Genomic DNA, 15,170 nt, shown 5'->3' on the forward strand with positions numbered 1-15,170 from the left:
CGATTTCGAACCGATCAATACCCTGGGGCCAGGATGCTCGACCTACGCAAGCTGCGTTACTTTCTGACCGTCGCCGAAGAATTGCACTTCGGCCGAGCGGCCATTCGCCTGCACCTGGCCCAGCCGCCGTTGACCCGGCAGATTTCCGCGCTGGAGACTGAGCTGGGATTTCGCCTGTTCGACCGCACCAGTCGCACGGTTTCGCTCACTCCCCAGGGGCGCGCGTTCCTGCCCTACGCACGGGCGGTGCTGGAGCAGGTCGACCTCGCTGAAGTCATCGCGGGCAAACTGGCGGCGGGTGCCGCCGGGCAACTGGCGCTGGGTTACGTCAGTTCGATAGCCCTGTCGGACTTGTTCAGCCAGGCGATTCAAGCCTTCGCCCAACGCTTTCCCGATGTGCAACTGACGCTGGTGGAATGCGCCTCCGGCAGCCTGGGCGCACAGGTGGCTGATGGCCGCCTGGATATCGGCCTGAGCCGGTTACTGCCCCAGGACGGTCAGACTGAGGTGCAAGCGTTGTCGTTGGGTGAGGAGCGGCTGGTGGCGGCGGTGTCCAGCGACAGCCCGTTGGCCAACCAGGCCGAGGTCAGCCTGGCGCAATTGAGTGGGTACCCGTTGATTCTGTTCCCAGCCGATTATGGCTCCGGGCTTAACCAGTCCATTGAGCAGCTTTATCGGCACAAAGGTTTGCCACTGAGGGCCGGGCCGTCGGGACGGCAAATTACCTCGATCATTGCACTGGTGGCGGCGGGACAAGGTGTGGCGCTCGTGCCGGAATGTACGCAGAGTTTGATGAACAAGGGCGTGACGTATCGGCCGTTGGTGGACGCGGAAGCGTATGCACGGCTGCTCGTTCTTACGCGCAGCGGCGCAAGCAGCTTGATGGTCACGGCATTTCTCACGGTAATTGATGAGTTGCTGCAGGCTCGTCAGAAAGCCTGATTGTTCTCTCGAAAAACCTCGCAATACCTCCGCCGGGCACCGTCCCCATGCGCTCATACACTACATACGCGCCCTACAGAAACACCGGTCATCGACCGCTGGTAGGTAGAGTGTTGATAATTTATTTTCAGTGGTTATAGTCTCCACCAACACACACCACAAGGAGGTGATGTGGACAGCCGATATTTGATAGGTCACATCGTTGCGGATGGCTGGCATCTGGTGCGAATCAGAGGCAGCCATCATCATTTCAAGCACCCGACAAAGCCGGGGCTGGTGACGATTCCCCATCCTAAAAAGGACCTGCTGGACAAGACCGCAAAGAGCATTTTGAAACAAGCTCTGCTCAGCTAACACGTTCGTGGAGGACAACAAACATGCTGTACCCAATCGCAATTTCAACCGGTGACGAGGATCATGCCTGGGGTGTGGAAGTCCCGGACATTCCCGGTTGCTTCTCAGCTGGAGATGATCTGGACGACGCCATGGCCATGGCCCGCGAAGCGATCGAAGGCCACTTCGAGATCCTCGCAGAAGACGGTGCGCCCATTCCTACAGCACAGAAAGTCACCCTCCATGCCGCCAACCCGCAATATGCCGGCTGCACGTGGGCGGTGGTGGATATTGATGTGACCAAGTACCTGGGCAAGGCACAGAAACTCAATATCACGTTGCCCGGCTACCTGCTGAACCGCATTGACGAATACGTCCTGCATCATCCGGAAGAAAAAAGCCGTTCGGGCTTTCTTGCGTCTGCTGCCCTCAAGGTATTGCAACAAGACCGGTAACAGCACTTCAAGGAACCGCGCAATGCTCCCTCCCTCACACCGCACGCCCAGCCCCGTACTGCGCAAGGTACTGGGCTGGGTGCTGATCGCTCCTCTGCTGCTCTCGTTCCTCAGGCTGCCCTTTGCGCTGGGACTCGTGTTGGTGCTGGCGTCCATCACCGCCTCCGTTTATGGCGCCCGGTTTGCCCAACTGCATGCCAGTCGGCGTGTAACCGTATTTGCCGTGATCATCACGCTGCTCAACATCGCTTCATTTTTTGTCATTGGCACGGCATCGGTACTCAAGGCGCTGTACTGGTTCTCGTGGTTTTATTGGTATCCGTATTACGCCGATTGGGTTTACTGGAACTTCTAAGTCGTTCGCGAATTCGACCGCAAGAAACGTAGTTCCACCCTGGGTCGGCCCATCTACAGTAGAGCCATACCCACTCAAGGAGCCCGACCATGTCCTACGAATACAAATACATGCCCTCCCCCGTCGGCCAACTGACCCTCGTGGCCCGTGACGGAAAACTCACCGCCATCCTCTGGGAAAAAGAGCGGCCCAATCGCGTTCGCCTGGGTGCCCTGCAAGAAGCCAGCAACAGCCCGGTACTGCTGGAGACCGAGCGACAGTTGAAGGAGTACTTCTCCGGTGCCCGCAACCGTTTCGAGCTGGAACTGGACTTCGCCGGCACCGACTTCCAGAAGTCGGTCTGGCAGGCGCTGTTGACCATCCCGTTCGGAGAGACCCGCAGCTACAGCCAGATCGCTGCGCAGATAGGCAACCCCAAGGCCGTGCGTGCCGTCGGCGCCGCCAACGGGCGCAATCCGATTTCGATTGTTGCGCCGTGCCATCGGGTGATTGGTGCGTCGGGTGGCTTGACCGGGTTCGCCGGCGGGCTTGAGGCCAAGCAGTATCTGCTGGCGCTGGAGGATCACGGCTGACCCCCAGCAGGAAAACGTACAACTTTGTTCAGATCCTCAATTGTAAAAAGAAATTTCAGAGCGCGCCTGCGGTCAGTATTTTCATCACCCACCCTTATAGGAAAACGGTCATGAAATTCTCCGCCATCTCACAATCCCTGTCCCGCTGGGCAGGCAGCGCCCGCACGTTCTACGCGGCGGTGGGATTGATCCTCCTGTGGAGTCTGAGCGGGCCTTATTTCCACTACAACGACACGTGGCAGCTGATCATCAACACCTCCACCACCATCATCACCTTCCTGATGGTGTTCCTGATCCAGAACACGCAAAACCGCGACAACGACATTTTGCATATCAAGATTGACGAGTTGCTGCGCGCCACCAAGGATGCACAAAACGCCGTATTGAGCCTGGACGGCCTGGACCGCAAGGAACTGGAGAAACTGCGCAAGGAATACAAGACCATCGGCGACAGTGAAACCATCACTGTGACGACGCTGGTTACCGAAACAACGGATGACAATGGCCGGTCCAAGACGGACCTGAACCAGGCATAAAAAAACGGCGGCTGGATCACTCCAGCCACCGTTTTTCATGGGGTACTCAAGGCAATCAACCGTCGCCCTGGTGACCCTTACCGTACGTCGACGCCAGCGCCCGGGCTTTCTCCAGGCGCTCTTCCAACTTGGGCAAGGTCTCATCCACCAAAGCCTTTATTTCCGGGATATCCGACTCGGCGCCCTCCTGCTTGAACAAGGCGATCGCGTCTTCGTTGGCCTTGATCTGCTGGGCGGTGTAGGCGGCGTCAAAGGAGTCGCCGTCCTTGAGCTCGGGCATCAGCGATTCGGCCTTGTCGACGATCTTGTCCCGTGGGGCCACCGGCAAGTCGAGCTTCTTGGCGATGGCCGCCAGGTGCTGATTGGCCAGGGTGCGTTCATTGATGACTTCGATGGTGTAGTCCTTGATCTCCTGGGACGAAGTCTTGGCGTGTGCCATGCGGCTGGTCTCGATATCGGCCATGCCCTTGGCCGAAGCCTGCTCGATGAAATCGGCAGGCGACTGGGCGAAAGCATTGCTGGCGCCGAGGCCCAGCAGCATCGCGAAACTGGCGGTGCGTAACCGGATAGCCATGCGGCTCATGATGGGTTCCTCCAGGTAATAAACAGGTGCAGGGAAACGAGCCCCGCTCTGAATCTGAATTTTCAGGGCGGCAAAGGTTTAGAAAAAACTTGCCAGTGCGACGAACGGTCGTCAGGGCTTACTGAGGAGCAGTCCTGACGAACGGGACACAACGATGCAACGGTGACAATGTAGTATGTTGTATTACACATCACTACATCGAGGCACTTATGTCGGTCATGTCATTACGTCTACCTGAAGACATCTCCGAAACACTCGCCAGCCTTGCCAAGGCCACCGGGCGCAGCAAATCGTTCCTCGCCGTCGATGCGTTACGCGAATACCTGACGCGTGAAGCATGGCAAATCGAGGAAATTCAAAAGGCGTTGAAAGAAGCCGATGCGGGTGACTTTGCAACTGCCGCCGAAGTAGACGCAGTGGCAAACAAATGGCGTGCCAATGCGCGTTGAGTGGCTGAAGGCAGCACTCAAAAATCTTGATGATGAAGCAGCTTTCATCGCCCAGGAAAACCCCAAAGCGGCTTATGAGTTTGTTCAGGCCATCCGGACGGGGCTTGAGCATGTTGCTGAGTTTCCGGCGATGGGTCGAGAAGGACGCGTTCCTGGTACACGTGAGTGGGTGATGCCACGCTGGCCCTATCTCGTGCCATATCGTATTCGCGAGGGACGGTTACAGGTTCTTCGAATATTTCACACACGGCGCCAACCACCGAACAGTTGGTAACGCCGATCAACCCTGTATCACAACCTGCACCTGCCCATTCAACCACTGCAACGCCGCGTCCCCACCCCGCCGCGAATGCCACGCCAGCACAAACGCAAACGACGGAATGTGAAACGGCGGCGGCACCGCCAACAACTGTTCGTGATCAATGTTCAGCAGCCCGCGAGACGACACGGTAAGAATCAGGTCCGTGCCCTGGATCAACTGCGGCGCAACACCCCAATGAGGCAAGCTGATAGACACGTGCCGGCGCTCACGAATCGCCGTCAGCGCCCGTTCGATTTCCGGGGTGCCGCTGCCACGCATTTCCAGCAATACGTGGGGCCGCGCCAGATAGGTTGGCAGGTCGAGTACACCGCTTGCCGGCAGGCTGTCGCGGTCCACCAGGCACACGTAATGCTCTTCAAACAGCGGCGTGCTGCGCAGCTCGGCAGGCATGTCGGGAAACACCCCGGCCGCCAGGTCGATATCGCCATTGAGCACACCGTCAAGCATGCCTTCGCGACTGGCCTGGATAATCTGCAAATCAATCCCCGGCGCTTCCCGGCGCAAGGTGCGCACCAGTCCCGGCAAGAAAATCGCCGCACTGTAGTCCGACATGGCGACCCGGAAGGTGCGCTTGGCCGACGCCGGATCAAAACGATTGGGCTCCAGCAGCGCCTGTACCTGGGCCAGCGCTTCCGCCAGCGGCATGGCCAGTTCCAGAGCACGAGCAGTGGGCACCAGCGAGCTGCCCTGGCGCACCAGCAACGCGTCTCCGAGCAAATCCCGCAACCGCGCCAGCGCGTGGCTCACCGCCGGCTGGCTCAGGTGCAGGCGCTCGGCGGCACGGGTCACGTGTTGCTCGCTGAGCAAGGCATCAAGGATCACCAGCAGGTTAAGGTCGATGCGTCGTAGATCATTCATCAGCTGCATGTTCTGCATAAGAACTTGGAATTTAAATTTGCGCGACGAATAGCCTAGAGTCCAGCAAAACCTCTGGGAGATTGATCATGACGACGTTGCATTGGGTAGGTTTGTTGCTGTTGGCCGCGTTTGCCGGGGCAGTGGTGCCGTTTCAAAGCGCGATCAACGCCAACCTGGGACGCGGCCTGGGGCATCCGCTGTGGGCCACCCTGGCCTCGCTGCTGGTGAGCATCGTCGTGCTGCTGCCGGTGATCCTGGCCCTGCGCCTGCCGCTGCCCAACCTGGGTTTTATCACCAAGGCGCCGCTGTGGATGTGGAGCGGCGGCGCGTTCGGCGTGTGCTTCATTTCGCTGGCGTTGATCCTGATGCCCAAGCTCGGCGCCTCGGGGTTTATCGCCCTGGCGATGGCCGGGCAAATCGTCGCCTCGTTGATGCTGGACCACTTCGGCTTGTTCGGGCTGGTGGAACGCCAATTGACCGCGCCCCGGTTGATCGGGGCGCTGATGTTGATTGGCGGTGTGGCCCTGATTCAATTCAGTGCCGCACCCACCCGCTCGCTGGTGACCGCCGGCTGATCAGCGCTTGTCGAGGGTGCGCAGCTTCTGAGGCAAGCCCCACAGCAACAGCGCCGCCGCCAGCAACGCACACACGCCGATGACATACAGCGCCGGCGTGGTGCTGCCGGCGAGGTCCTTGATCCGGCCGACCATCACCGGGCTGACGATGCCGCCGAACTGGCCCAACGTGTTGATCACCGCGATCCCGCCAGCAGCGCCCGCGCCGGCACCGGCCAACAACTTCGGCGGCAGCGTCCAGAACGTCGGGATCGAAGCGATGATCCCCGCGCCCAGCAAGCTCAGGGCGACGATCAGGAACGTGGTGTGATCGGCAAAGATCCCGGCACAGAAGAACCCCACCGCCCCCAGCGCCACCAGGCCGCTGACGAACTTGCGACGTTCGCCGGTGGCGTCGGACAAGCGTCCGATCACCACCATGCTAATGGCGCCGCAGACGTAGGGAATCGCCGTCAGCAAGCCGATCATCACCGGGCTCTGGGTGCCGGCGCTGCGGATCAGTTGCGGCGCCCAGAAGTTCAACCCGTAGGACGCCACCTGGATCAGGAAGTAGATAAAACCCAGCATCAGGAAGCCTGGGATACGCAATGCAGCCAGCAACGAGCCACCGCTCTTGTGGGGTTCATGCACGGCAATGCGACTGGCCAGCAACGTCTTCTCCGACGGGGTCAGCCAGTGGGCATCCTCGATACGATCCTTGAGCAGCTTGAGCACCAGGAACCCCAGGCCCACACAGGGCAAGCCACCGAGCAAGAACAACCAGTGCCAGCCGCGCATTTGCAGCACACCGTCGAGGTGTTCCAGCACCAGCCCGGAGAACGGCGCGCCCACCAGCCCGGCAAACGCCGACGCCAAGAACAGCATCGAGGTGATACGCCCACGGTAGTGCTGCGGGAACCACAACGTCAGGTAATACAGCACGCCCGGGGCAAACCCGGCCTCCATCGCACCGATGATGAAACGCAGGCCGTAGAACTGCCATTCGGCCGTGACGAACACCATAGCGGCCGTCGCCAGCCCCCACGACATCATGATGCGAGCGATCCAGCGGCGGGCGCCGACCTTGTACAGCATCATGTTGCTCGGCACTTCAAAGATCACATAGCCCACCACAAACAGCCCGGCGCCGAGACCATAGGCAGTGTCACTCAGGCTCAGGTCGGCCTGTAGCTGGAACTTGGCGAAGCTGATGTTGATGCGGTCAAAAAACGCGAACAGGTAGCAGACCATGATCAGCGGCATCAGGCGCCAGGCGACCTTGCTGACCAGGGCTTTTTCGGCATCGTGTTCAGCGGCCGGGCGCACGCCGGCCTCCAACGTATTAAGGCTCATCGATTCTCTCCAGCGGACTGCTCGCAGGCGTCCGATTGTTTTTGTTGTCTGGTTACGGCTTACAAGGTGGCGATGTAGGCCGGTGGCGGATGCAGGTCGCAATTGCGCCCGGCCTTGGCCACCTGGCCCGGCAACTCATGGCCCAGCAAGGCCGGCAGTTGCCGCGACATTTTCAGCAGGTGCGGCAGGTCGATGCCGGTGTGGATCCCGACTTCATCACACAGGTTGACCAGGTCTTCAGTGCAGATATTGCCCGACGCGCCGGGCGCAAACGGGCAACCGCCGAGGCCGCCCAATGCCGCATCAAACCGCCGCGCACCGGCCTCGTAGGCGGCCAGCACATTGCACAAACCCAGGCCGCGGGTGTTGTGGAAATGCAGGGTCAGGTCGCTCGCCGGAACACGTTCGAGCACGCGCTTGACCAGGCGCTCGACCTGACGCGGATTGGCCATGCCGGTGGTGTCGGCCAGGCTGATGCCCTGGATGCCCAGCTCGCGGTAAGCGTCGACCAATTGCAGCACGCGGTCCTCATCGATCTTGCCCTCGAACGGGCAACCAAAAGTGGTAGCGATGCTGCCGTTGAGGCGCACCGGGTGCTCGGCAGCAAAGCTCACGATATCGCCGAATGCGGCCAACGATGCCTCGCAACGCATGCGCATATTCGCCAGGTTGTGGGTCTGGCTGGCGGACATCACCAGGTTCAACTCATCGGCCCGGGACTCGATAGCACGCTGGGCGCCCTTGAGGTTGGGGATCAACGCCACGTAGATAACCCCGGGATGACGGGTGATGCCCTGGAAAACCTGTTCACCATCGCGCAACGCAGGGATGGCCTTGGGCGACACGAACGAGCCGGCTTCGATCCGGGAAAACCCGGCCATGGACAGTTGGTCTATCAACGCGATCTTGTCGACAGTCTCGACCCAGGTCGGCTCGATTTGCAGGCCGTCACGGGGCGAGACTTCCTGCACGATCAGCGCATCGGAATAGTTTTTCATTGCACCACTCCCGAGGATTTCAGGCGTTGAATATCGGCGCCGCTCAGGCCCAGGTCGCCGAGGATTGAATCAGTGTGCTGGCCCAGGCTCGGGCCCTGCCAATTCACCGCGCCGGGGGTTTCCGACAGTTTGGGCACGATACCGGGCATCTTCACCGTGAGGCCGCCGGGCAGGTCGGCGCTGAGCAGCATGTCGCGGGCCTGGTAGTGCGGATCGGCGACGATATCAGCCACTGAATAGATGCGCCCCGCCGGTACTTCGGCGGCTTCCAGGGCACTGAGCACCTCGTCGATGGGCAGGCTGCTGGTCCAGTGGGTGATGGCGGCGTCCAGCAGGCCGCTCTTGGCAGCGCGGCCATCGTTGTGGGCAAACTCCGGCGCTTCGGCCAGGTCGGCGCGGCCGATGGCGAGCATCAGGCGCTTGTAGATCGGGTCGCTGTTGCCGGCGATCACCACATAGGCGCCATCGGCGGTCAGGTAGGTGTTGGACGGTGCGATGCCGGGCAAGGCGCCGCCGCTGCGTTCACGCACATGGCCAAGCATGTCGTATTCCGGCACCAGGCTTTCCATCAGGTTGAACACGCTTTCGGCCAGGGACACGTCGACAATCTGGCCATCGCCCTGGCCGGTCTTGACCCGCAGCAGCGACATCAGCGCGCCGATCACACCGTGCAGCGACGCCAGGGAATCACCGAGGCTCACGCCGACCCGCGCCGGTGGCGAATCCGGGTTGCCGGTGGTGTAGCGAATCCCGCCCATGGCCTCGCCGATGGCACCGAAGCCCGGGCGGTCGCGGTAAGGGCCGGTCTGGCCGTAGCCGGAGATGCGCACCAGGGTCAGCTTGGGGTTGAGGGCGTGCAGCACGTCCCAGCCCAGGCCGAGTTTTTCCAGGCCGCCGGGGCGCAGGTTTTCGATCAGCACGTCGGCGTCGCCCAGCAGTTGCTTGACCAGGTCCAGGCCTTCTGCCGACTTGAGGTCCAGGGCCAGGGACTTCTTGTTGCGCGATTGCAGGTACCACCACAGCGACGTGCCTTCGTGCAGCTTTCGCCATTTGCGAAGCGGATCGCCCTGCCCCATGGCTTCGATCTTGATCACCTCGGCGCCAAACTCGGCCATCAGCCGGGCGGCGAAGGGCGCGGCAATCAGGGTGCCGATCTCGATCACCTTGATACCGCTCAGGGGAGCCGTCATGGGGTGTACCTCTTGTTCTTGGAATGTGGGGCCAAGGCTAGAGGACGCAGGCAGTAGAAATCCAACCGTCAGTTGGCAACGAGCGTTCGCCATATGCGAACGCTTGAGTAAGGAGTGGTTGTGGCGAGGGAGCTTGCTCCCGCTGGAGTGCGTAGCGCTCCCGGCTTTTTTGGGGCTGCTACGCAGCCCAGCGGGAGCAAGCTCCCTCGCCACAGCAAGCTCCCTCGCCACAGCGTTTGCTTACGCCTGCTCCCGCCGCAGGTAATCGAACAACAACCGGCTCACCGGCGACAGCTGCGCCTCGTCACGCACCACCAGGATCAGGCTGCGGTCCGACCAGGCATCCGTCAGCGGCACCGCGTGCAAGCCCAACGCGCGGCCAAACAGTTCATAGGCTTTTTGCGGCAGGATGCCGATGCCCATGTTGGCCTGGACCATCCGGCACATGGCATCGAAGCCCGGCACATGGATCCGCAAGCGCAGCACCTTGCCCGCCTCCCGCGCCGCCGCATGGGTGCGCATGTTGATCGAACTGGCGGAATGCAGCCCCACGTAGTCGCTGTCCAGCGTCTCGGCGAACGTCAGGGTCTTGCGCGAGGCCAACGGGTAATCCGCCGGCATCAGCACCACCAGTTTGTCCCGGCGATAGGTCACACCGGGCAGGCCTTTGGTATCGGTGTCGCTGGAACAGATGCCCAGGTCCGCAACGCCGTCAATCACACCCTGGACCACGCCATTGCTGGGCCGCTCTTCCAGGTCGGCCTTCACCTGTGGATGCAGCGCGGAAAAGTCGCGCAAGTCTTCGGGCAGGAACTGAATGATTGCCGAGAGGTTCGCCAGCATCCGCACATAACCGCGCACGCCGTGACTGTGTTCGCCCAGCTCCAGGCCCATCTTCTCGACATTGAACAGCATCTGCCGTGCATGGTGCAGCAAGGTCTCGCCGGCAGCCGTGAGCTGCATGCCCTTGGCCTGGCGCACAAACAGGCTGACGCCCAGCACCTGTTCCAGCTCCATCAAGCGCTTGCTGGCCGCCGAGACCGCGATAGCTTCACGGGCGGCGGCGCGGGTCAGCGTGCCTTCCTCATGCACTGCCACAAACAATTGCAGGGTGATCAGGTCAAGGCGGCGAACCAGGCTTTTGTGCAGCATCTAGGCGCGCTCGGTGGCCAGGCGATTGATATCGGCCTGCTCCACCACCGGCAGAGGTGCACCGTGCCGGACGGCCGAGAGCATTGCGCGGCCAACGGTTTCAGTGCTCACCACCCAGGCCGGTCGCACATGGCGCAGCAGCGACAACAACGGGCCGACCACGGTGTAGATGGACTGGTAGAGCGGGGTTTTCGAGCGCACGCCGTGCAACGGCTGGATCACCCCGGGACGGAACAGGTACACCGCCTTGAACGGCAGGCGCAGCAACGCATTCTCGGTCTTGCCCTTGATCCGTGCCCACATGGTTTTGCCGGTTTCGCTGCTGTCGGTACCGGCGCCGGACACGTAGATAAAGGTCATCTGCGGGTTGAGCCGCGCCAGGGTGCTGGCGGCCACCAGCGTCAAGTCGTAGCTCAAATGGGTGTACTTGGCTTCATCCATGCCCACCGAAGAAACGCCCAGGCAAAAGAAGCAGGCATCGAAACCTTGCAGCAGATGCTCCAGGGGCTGGAAATCGAACATGTCGGCATGCAGCACCTGGTGCAGCTTGCCGTGTTCCTGGGTCAGCGCGGTACGGCCGACGGCGACGACTTCCTGCACGTCACTGGCCAGCAGGCACTCGCGCAACACGCCTTGGCCGACCATGCCGGTGGCGCCGAATAATAGAACTCTCATAAGGTTGGTTCCTAAGCGACAAGCGGTTAGCTTCATGCTGCAAGGTAGAGACAAACCCACTGGCAACTTGTAGCTTGCGGCTTGCAGCTTACTGCTCAACAGGATCTTTTGCCCCTTGAAAAGCACCACGACCCTCACCATTGCCTGCAGCGCGGCCTTTTTGTCCCAGGTTGGCATCAGCAGTTATCTGCCCGCCGTGCCGGCGATTGCCTTGTCATTGACCGCTGCAGAGGACCAGGTGGCACTGGCCCTGGCGGTGTACTTGATCGGCATGGCGTTGCCGATGCTGCTCTGGGGCAGCCTCGGTGAGCGCCTGGGTAGAAAGCCGGTGTTGCTGGCAGCGTTGGCGCTGTATGCGCTGGCCAGTGCGGCGATTCCGTCCGCCTACAGCCTCGAATCGTTCCTCGGCCTGCGCCTGGTTCAAGGCCTCGGTGCGGGCGGTGTGTCGGTGATGGCGCGGGTGCTGGTTCGTGACAGCTTCAGCGGTGCCCTGTTGGCCAAAGGTTTGTCGTGGCTGGGCATGACGTTCGTGATCGCCCTGGGCATCGGGCAGTTTGTGGGCTCGCTGTTGCAAGTGGCGTTTGGTTGGGAGGCGATCTTTTATGGGCTGGCGGTCGCGGCTGTCGGCTTGATGATTGCGCTGCAACGGGTGGTGTTTGCGACACTGGAAAAAGCCGCCGGGCACGTCTCGGCCTGGCGCATCTACGGCACGATCCTGCGCCATCCGGCGTTCCTGCGGCCTGCGTTGGCGGGCGGTTTGGGTTACGGGGTGATCATCGCGTTCAACACCTGCGCACCGTTGATTTTGCAGGGCCATTTCGAGTGGAGCGCCGCGCAATATGGCTGGCTCGGCTGGCCAATCAGCGGGGCGTATCTGGCGGGGGCGTTGATGGTCAATCGCCTCGTCGCCCGCACCGGGCGCCTGTCGATGATGAGTTGGGGCGTGGCGTTGGTGATGTGCGGCAGCGCGACGATGTTGCTGGGCAGCCTGTTTGCCAATGGGCTGGCGATCCTGCTGTGGCTGCCGTATTGCCTGGCGGTGTTCGGCCAATCGATGAGTTATCCCATCAGCCTGTCGCTGGCCAATGATGAATCACCGGTGAGCGGCTCCTACGCCATGGCCTTGAGCGGCTTTATGCATCAGTTGATGGCGGCGGCGATCGGTGGCGTGGCCAGCCTGCTGGCGAGTCAGCAGGCCTGGCCGTTGGCGGTGTTATGCGTGACGCTGGCGGGCGGCGCACTGCTGTGCGTCGCCATGGCCAGGACTGATCAGAACGCGCTGCGGAAGATCTCTTCAATCTGACGCTGATCCGCCCGCCGCGGGTTGGTCAGGCCGCAGGCGTCCTTCAGGGCGTTGGACGCCAGCAGCGGGATGTCCTGCAACTTGGCGCCCAGCTCCCGCAACCCGGCAGGAATTTCCACATCCTGGGACAGGCTGCGAATCGCCGCGATGGCCGCCTGGGCGCCCTCTTCCACCGACGTACCCTTGATATCTGCGCCAAGGGCCCGTGCCACATGGCTCAGGCGCTCGGCGCTGACGCTGGCGTTGAAGCTTTGCACATGGGGCAACAGCACCGCATTGCACACGCCGTGGGGCAAGTCATACAGCCCACCCAACTGGTGCGCCATGGCGTGCACGAACCCCAGGGACGCGTTGTTGAAGGCCATGCCGGCAAGGAACTGCGCGTAGGCCATGTTCTCCCGGGCGGCCAGGTCTTTACCGTCGCGCACCGCAATCCGCAGGTTGGCGCTGATCAGTTCGATGGCCTTGATCGCACAGGCGTCGGTGATCGGGTTGGCAGCCGTGGACACGTAGGCTTCGATTGCGTGGGTGAGTGCGTCCATGCCGGTGGCGGCAGTCAGGCCCTTGGGCATGCCGACCATCAGCGCCGGGTCGTTGACCGACAGCAGCGGCGTGACGTTACGGTCGACGATGGCCATTTTCACGTGGCGGGTTTCGTCGGTGATGATGCAGAAGCGGGTCATTTCGCTGGCCGTGCCGGCGGTGGTGTTGATGGCTACCAGCGGCAGTTGCGGTTTGGCCGACTGATCGACGCCTTCATAGTCACCGATGTGCCCGCCGTTGGTTGCACACAGGGCAATGCCCTTGGCACAGTCATGGGGTGAGCCACCGCCCAGTGACACCACGAAATCACAGGCGCTCTGCTGCAGCAGTGCCAGGCCTTTTTCGACGTTATCGACGTTCGGGTTGGGCTTGGCGCCGTCATAGATCACCGAGTCGATGTCTTGCATCGCAAGCTTCTCGGCGATCATGCTGGCCACACCTGCCTTGGCCATCCCGGCGTCAGTGACGATCAGCGCCTTGCGAAAACCGTAGTTGCGAATCGCGGTCATGGCTTCGTCGAGGCAGTCGAGGCCCATGATGTTGACGGCGGGAATGAAGAAGGTGCTGCTCATGGTGGCTAATCCTTTAAAGTCGTTATGCCTACAGCATCGACCTCGATTGCCTGCGGCATCTTGACCAGGATCAACGCCCGCTCGTGATAAAGTCACCGCCCAGCCGATTTCGAGTAGACCCGCCGCAATGAAGGATTCCCAGGATTTTGATGCCCACCTAGAAGACTGGAACGCCTTGCGCAGCAGTACCGCCATCAGCGGGATCCTGATCGGCAACGGCGCCAGCCGCGCAGTGTGGGAAGATTTTGCCTACGACTCACTGTTCGAAAACGCCCGCACCGTGGAAGAAAAACCCCTGAGCCAGTCCGAACTCAGCGTGTTTGACGCGATGCAGACCCGCAGCTTCGAGCAGGTGCTGGGTGCACTGAAAACCACCAGCCGGGTCAACAAGGCCCTGGCGGTCAGCTCGGCTGCGCCGCGTAATCGCTATTACGCGATCAAGGAAGCGCTGATCAATACGATCCACAGCGTGCATATTCCGTGGCGCCTGGTGAAGCCGTCGACACTGGCGACCCTCCATCAGGAGCTGGCGAGTTACCCGACGGTGTTCACCAGCAATTACGACCTGCTCAACTACTGGGCGATCCTGCATGCGCCGGGCATCGACGATCTGTTTCGCAGTGCCGATGCGAGCTTTGACCTGCGTAATACTGCTTGCGACACCACGCGCATTTTGTATCTGCATGGTGGCCTGCACCTGGTGCGTAACCTTGATGGTACGGCGCGTAAATTGCCGACCACTGACAGCACGTTGCTCAGCAGTTTTGCGATCAACAACACGATCAAGACGCTGGATGATGTGCCGTTGTTTGTCAGCGAGGGCAAGGTTGAGGAGAAGCTGAAGACCATTCGCAGTTCTGACTATTTGTCGTTCTGTTACGAGCAGTTGTTGGGCCATGAAGGTGGGCTATGCATCTTTGGGCATCACCTCGGCGCGCAGGATGTGCATCTGGTGCAGGCGATTCGACAGGCGAAGATCAGCACGTTGGCGATTTCGGTGTTTGGCCGCAGTGCGGGGTTTATCCAGCAGCAGAAGCGGCGTTTTGCGGAGCTGTTTGAGGGGATGGAGGTGGAGTTGCGGTTTTTTGATGCGCGTAGTCATGCGCTTGGGAATTCGGGGCTTTCGGTGCCCGTGGAGCGGTGATGGTAGTTGGGGTGAGGTGGGGTGGGGTGGGGTGTACATATCCGTTGCTGCGGTAACGGCCACTTATGGTTCCGCTCTTACAGCGGGTCACTTTTTTACAAACGCCTAAAAAAGTAACCAAAAAACGCTTTGCCCCACCACTCGGTGCCTCGCTTAGGCTCGGCATGCCCGCACTCCGGCCCGATTCCGCGGGCCGCCGCGACGGGCCATCCATGGCCCGGCGCGGCTAAATCGGCATCCCTGCCGATTTACCCGCTCCACCGTGCCTACTTGCGGCCATC

General features: G+C 61.2%; 19 protein-coding genes. 11 read left to right on the plus strand and 8 right to left on the minus strand.

The annotated features are described in order from the left end of the window. Nucleotides 1-33: 33 nt before the first annotated feature. The 6 genes from HX815_RS16270 to HX815_RS16295 all read left to right on the plus strand — a co-directional run bounded on the left by HX815_RS16270 (nt 34) and on the right by HX815_RS16295 (nt 3,193). Nucleotides 34-942: a LysR family transcriptional regulator gene (locus HX815_RS16270; protein WP_087692622.1), complete on the plus strand. Its 909-nt coding sequence runs from the start codon at nt 34-36 to the stop codon at nt 940-942. 171 nt (nt 943-1,113) lie between these two features. After that, nucleotides 1,114-1,296 (plus strand): type II toxin-antitoxin system HicA family toxin, encoded by a 183-nt coding sequence (locus tag HX815_RS16275; RefSeq protein WP_177028570.1) that lies wholly within the window; start codon nt 1,114-1,116, stop codon nt 1,294-1,296. Between the two features lie 23 nt (nt 1,297-1,319). Beyond that, complete coding sequence (locus HX815_RS16280) at nt 1,320-1,730, plus strand: type II toxin-antitoxin system HicB family antitoxin (protein WP_003212074.1); 411 nt, start codon at nt 1,320-1,322, stop codon at nt 1,728-1,730. A 22-nt stretch (nt 1,731-1,752) separates the two neighbouring features. Next, nucleotides 1,753-2,085 carry a hypothetical protein gene (locus HX815_RS16285; protein ID WP_003212076.1) on the plus strand — a complete coding sequence of 111 codons (333 nt, stop codon included), beginning with the start codon at nt 1,753-1,755 and terminating at the stop codon, nt 2,083-2,085. Nucleotides 2,086-2,174: 89 nt separating this feature from the next. Then, the gene (locus HX815_RS16290) at nt 2,175-2,657 is read left to right on the plus strand and encodes a methylated-DNA--[protein]-cysteine S-methyltransferase (protein ID WP_177028571.1); all 483 of its coding nucleotides are present in this window, start codon (nt 2,175-2,177) and stop codon (nt 2,655-2,657) included. Between the two features lie 110 nt (nt 2,658-2,767). After that, nucleotides 2,768-3,193 (plus strand): low affinity iron permease family protein, encoded by a 426-nt coding sequence (locus HX815_RS16295; protein WP_003212079.1) that lies wholly within the window; start codon nt 2,768-2,770, stop codon nt 3,191-3,193. 55 nt (nt 3,194-3,248) lie between these two features. On the opposite strand, the gene HX815_RS16300 is transcribed toward HX815_RS16295, so the two are convergent. Beyond that, nucleotides 3,249-3,776, minus strand: a complete 528-nt coding sequence (locus tag HX815_RS16300) for a DUF4142 domain-containing protein (protein ID WP_003212082.1) — start codon at nt 3,774-3,776, stop codon at nt 3,249-3,251. Nucleotides 3,777-3,985: 209 nt separating this feature from the next. On the opposite strand from HX815_RS16300, the gene HX815_RS16305 reads away from it, so the two are divergent. Both HX815_RS16305 and HX815_RS16310 read left to right on the plus strand, forming a co-directional pair. Next, nucleotides 3,986-4,225, plus strand: a complete 240-nt coding sequence (locus HX815_RS16305) for a CopG family ribbon-helix-helix protein (protein WP_008437804.1) — start codon at nt 3,986-3,988, stop codon at nt 4,223-4,225. Then, a complete protein-coding gene (locus HX815_RS16310; RefSeq protein WP_008437803.1) occupies nt 4,215-4,499 on the plus strand; it encodes a type II toxin-antitoxin system RelE/ParE family toxin in 285 nt (94 codons plus the stop codon). The genes HX815_RS16305 and HX815_RS16310 overlap by 11 nt, the downstream gene beginning before the upstream one ends. Before the next feature lie 6 nt (nt 4,500-4,505). Here HX815_RS16310 and HX815_RS16315 read toward each other — a convergent pair whose 3' ends face one another. After that, nucleotides 4,506-5,423 carry a LysR family transcriptional regulator gene (locus HX815_RS16315; RefSeq protein ID WP_008437802.1) on the minus strand — a complete coding sequence of 306 codons (918 nt, stop codon included), beginning with the start codon at nt 5,421-5,423 and terminating at the stop codon, nt 4,506-4,508. 68 nt (nt 5,424-5,491) lie between these two features. Between HX815_RS16315 and HX815_RS16320 the strand changes: the two genes are divergently transcribed. After that, on the plus strand, nt 5,492-5,980 hold the full coding sequence (locus HX815_RS16320; protein WP_177008904.1) for a DMT family transporter: 489 nt from the start codon (nt 5,492-5,494) through the stop codon (nt 5,978-5,980). Here HX815_RS16320 and HX815_RS16325 read toward each other — a convergent pair whose 3' ends face one another. The 5 genes from HX815_RS16325 to HX815_RS16345 form a co-directional block, all read right to left on the minus strand. Further along, nucleotides 5,981-7,312: an MFS transporter gene (locus HX815_RS16325; protein WP_177028572.1), complete on the minus strand. Its 1,332-nt coding sequence runs from the start codon at nt 7,310-7,312 to the stop codon at nt 5,981-5,983. 59 nt (nt 7,313-7,371) lie between these two features. Further along, nucleotides 7,372-8,310: a hydroxymethylglutaryl-CoA lyase gene (locus HX815_RS16330; protein ID WP_177008902.1), complete on the minus strand. Its 939-nt coding sequence runs from the start codon at nt 8,308-8,310 to the stop codon at nt 7,372-7,374. Next, nucleotides 8,307-9,500 (minus strand): CaiB/BaiF CoA-transferase family protein, encoded by a 1,194-nt coding sequence (locus HX815_RS16335; RefSeq protein ID WP_102604147.1) that lies wholly within the window; start codon nt 9,498-9,500, stop codon nt 8,307-8,309. Before HX815_RS16335 ends, HX815_RS16330 begins: the two co-directional genes overlap by 4 nt. Before the next feature lie 240 nt (nt 9,501-9,740). Beyond that, the gene (locus HX815_RS16340; protein WP_003212094.1) at nt 9,741-10,652 is read right to left on the minus strand and encodes a LysR family transcriptional regulator; all 912 of its coding nucleotides are present in this window, start codon (nt 10,650-10,652) and stop codon (nt 9,741-9,743) included. After that, on the minus strand, nt 10,653-11,327 hold the full coding sequence (locus HX815_RS16345) for an NAD(P)H-binding protein (protein ID WP_102604145.1): 675 nt from the start codon (nt 11,325-11,327) through the stop codon (nt 10,653-10,655). A 115-nt stretch (nt 11,328-11,442) separates the two neighbouring features. On the opposite strand from HX815_RS16345, the gene HX815_RS16350 reads away from it, so the two are divergent. After that, nucleotides 11,443-12,630 carry an MFS transporter gene (locus tag HX815_RS16350; RefSeq protein WP_134325870.1) on the plus strand — a complete coding sequence of 396 codons (1,188 nt, stop codon included), beginning with the start codon at nt 11,443-11,445 and terminating at the stop codon, nt 12,628-12,630. Here HX815_RS16350 and yiaY read toward each other — a convergent pair. Then, nucleotides 12,597-13,745 carry an L-threonine dehydrogenase gene (yiaY, locus tag HX815_RS16355; protein ID WP_003212101.1) on the minus strand — a complete coding sequence of 383 codons (1,149 nt, stop codon included), beginning with the start codon at nt 13,743-13,745 and terminating at the stop codon, nt 12,597-12,599. The genes HX815_RS16350 and yiaY overlap by 34 nt on opposite strands. Nucleotides 13,746-13,872: 127 nt before the next feature. On the opposite strand from yiaY, the gene HX815_RS16360 reads away from it, so the two are divergent. Then, nucleotides 13,873-14,889: a DUF4917 family protein gene (locus HX815_RS16360; RefSeq protein ID WP_003212103.1), complete on the plus strand. Its 1,017-nt coding sequence runs from the start codon at nt 13,873-13,875 to the stop codon at nt 14,887-14,889. Nucleotides 14,890-15,170: the final 281 nt, after the last annotated feature.

The sequence above is a fragment of the Pseudomonas sp. E6002 genome (genome assembly GCF_013385565.1).
Classification (GTDB): domain Bacteria; phylum Pseudomonadota; class Gammaproteobacteria; order Pseudomonadales; family Pseudomonadaceae; genus Aquipseudomonas.